The organism is Streptomyces sp. NPDC002742 (assembly GCF_042888885.1).
Lineage (GTDB): Bacteria > Actinomycetota > Actinomycetes > Streptomycetales > Streptomycetaceae > Streptomyces.
Genome location: NZ_JBIAQF010000070.1, coordinates 1 through 2,249, shown reverse-complemented (window position 1 = coordinate 2,249; position 2,249 = coordinate 1). Strand labels below are relative to the sequence as shown.

Annotated in this window: 3 protein-coding genes; 2 read left to right on the top strand and 1 reads right to left on the bottom strand. The window is 61.5% G+C overall.

The window, feature by feature from the left end; translation table 11 throughout:
• The first annotated feature begins 493 nt into the window (after positions 1-493).
• Both ACFYW8_RS44490 and ACFYW8_RS44485 read left to right on the top strand, forming a co-directional pair.
• Complete coding sequence (locus tag ACFYW8_RS44490) at positions 494-1,138, top strand: hypothetical protein (protein WP_389093868.1); 645 nt, start codon at positions 494-496, stop codon at positions 1,136-1,138.
• 260 nt (positions 1,139-1,398) lie between these two features.
• Positions 1,399-1,623, top strand: a complete 225-nt coding sequence (locus tag ACFYW8_RS44485) for a hypothetical protein (RefSeq protein WP_389093865.1) — start codon at positions 1,399-1,401, stop codon at positions 1,621-1,623.
• A gap of 103 nt (positions 1,624-1,726) precedes the next feature.
• On the opposite strand, the gene ACFYW8_RS44480 is transcribed toward ACFYW8_RS44485, so the two are convergent.
• Positions 1,727-2,005 carry a hypothetical protein gene (locus ACFYW8_RS44480; RefSeq protein ID WP_389093862.1) on the bottom strand — a complete coding sequence of 93 codons (279 nt, stop codon included), beginning with the start codon at positions 2,003-2,005 and terminating at the stop codon, positions 1,727-1,729.
• Positions 2,006-2,249 lie beyond the last annotated feature (244 nt).

Genomic DNA, 2,249 nt, shown 5'->3' with positions numbered 1-2,249 from the left:
ACCACCCGAGCGATCCGGGACGCACCCGAACACGCCGTCTGGATCCGGGGCATCACCAACAGCCCGCTCCTACCGGGAACTTGAAGCCGCCCTGCAATGAGCGCGGCGGCGGTGACGCGGATGTTCATGTCCCCCCTCGGACGGTTCTGGCTGAGGAGCCATCATGCCGTCGGTGAAGGAGGGGTGAGGCAGGTTGGAGGGAAGTGGCGGCTCACAACCGGCGCTACGCACACGGGAGCTGCTTGTGGTGGCGCGGAGCAAGGGTGCCCTGCGGAAGCAGGTTCCGTCCTCAAATTCTTCCCCGTGGCAAGTCATTTGAGGTTCTTCTGATCTTCCTTTTAGTACTTGCGGTAGCTGTCTGTTGACCTGTAGTAATGACACGTGCACGTCAGTGCAGGTTAGGTCGGACGCTCCAGTCGGTGCCTAATCGCTTAGATCATCAATCAAGTGCCGCTCCCTGACCATGAGTCGGCATTACACCATCGGGGGGCAAATGAACCGCGCCGTAATGCGTGCCGGAGTTTCGCTCATTTCGACGGCAATGGTACTGCTCGCCACTGTCGGCGCCAGTGCCGCATCGGCTGACGATGAACCGGTATCAGTTGATGGCATCGTTCTCGATAGCGGAGAAACGGTTGGCATCGGTGATGAGATTGAGTTCTCCTTTGGCGGCGAAAAGCCTGATGTCGACGCCTCTGGGGTTCCGGCGGCATGCCCGGAAGTGAACGATCCGCCCAAGTACAAGGTCAAGGGAACTCCCCTGTTCATGCCGGATAGGGGGAACCCGAAGTCCACGTGGCTGCTGCCTCGCCAATCGGTCAACTGGGCAATCACGGGAAGTCACACCTTCACGTGGGACATTGGCGGTTCGTACGAGGCGGAGGCAAAATGGATCCTCGGGAAAGCCAAGGTTACTGTCGACACGAAGATCAGTAACGCATGGACCTGGACTGGGTCCCAGACGGTCACTGACACGAACACCACCAACAATGGCTATCGTGCCGTCCTTGGGCAGGTGGGTTGGAAACTTACGACCACCAAGACTTGGATAGCCGCGCCTTGCAAGGCTAAGACGAAGACCATCGTCATTAAGGCTCCTCGCAGGGGAGACATCTCGATCGGACGGCAAAATTCGTGACGCGGATCAGAATGGACCGTGGTGCAGCATCTCTGTGCCTTGTAGCCACAGTTCTGCTCACCGGTGCATGTAGTAGCGGCTCGGGGGGCGCGGCGGGCTCCCGCGCGCCTGGCACCCCGACGGGTCGAGCCTCTTCTCCGGAAAAGCAGGAGCGGGAAAATTCATCCAACGCTGTTTTGGGTCAGGCGTTCACGGGCAGGAAGGCGTTGGGGAGCGGGTACGGTCGACTGCGCCCAGAGATCGGAAATACCCTTCCCGCAGTGCCTAAGAACGTGCAGAGTGTGACATTTGCCTTTGTCTGCACAGGAGGCGGAAGATCTTCTTTCAATTTCTCTGCGGCCTTGGAAGCGCATGCGTGTGACGGATCGGTTTTCCAACACAGCATGAAGGTCACTGGAACCGACCCTGTCGGTTTCTCGGCCGACGTCACCGGTTCGGATGACGGTGATTTCGCTTACGCCTATTACGCCGAGAAGACAAGCTAGCGCCGGTATCCGCGTCGTCCCGCCATGACCGTCATGACGGCTGCCCCCGTCCATCGGTTCACGCCGTTCTCGGTGTCGTCAGGCTCCGGCCAGCGACCGCGCGTCATGTCCGCCCTGATCGTCCCGGCCTTGAACCGATGCCCTCGTCCTCCAGCTGCTGCGCGGTGCACAGCAGCTCGGGGTCGAGGGCGACGGCCCGGCGTTTGACGTGCTCGCGGACGAAGGCGTCGACGGCGGCTTTGTCGTAGTCCTTGTACGGGCCGCGCTTCCCAGCCGAGTCGGGCCAGTCGGGGTGCAGTACCCAGGTCTTGGTGACGGTGTGGATGCCCACGTCGTAGTGCTCGGCGATCTCGGGGGCGATCCAGCCGGGCCGGTCTACCATGGTGACGAACTCTCCTTTGCGGAGTTTCAACTGGTGGGGTCGGTGCGCTGTCACCCCCGGGTTCACCCGGGGGTCGCTCCAGGGCGGTTGCAAGTTCCGGGATCGCGTAGATCGTCCGCGCCCAGCGGGAGTTGACGTGGCAACAGCACAGGCACGAGACCGGTGATCGTCAGGGTGTCTACGCCAGCTGATCACATCGAGGTCCCGTGCCTGCCGCTCCGTCCTCCCCGGTCCCTGCCGTTCT

Coding starts and splice junctions, on each gene's coding strand:
- ACFYW8_RS44490 (WP_389093868.1), top strand. CDS start 494: ATGAACCGCGCCGTAATGCGTGCCGGAGTTTCGCTCATTTCGACGGCA.
- ACFYW8_RS44480 (WP_389093862.1), bottom strand. CDS start 2,005: ATGGTAGACCGGCCCGGCTGGATCGCCCCCGAGATCGCCGAGCACTAC.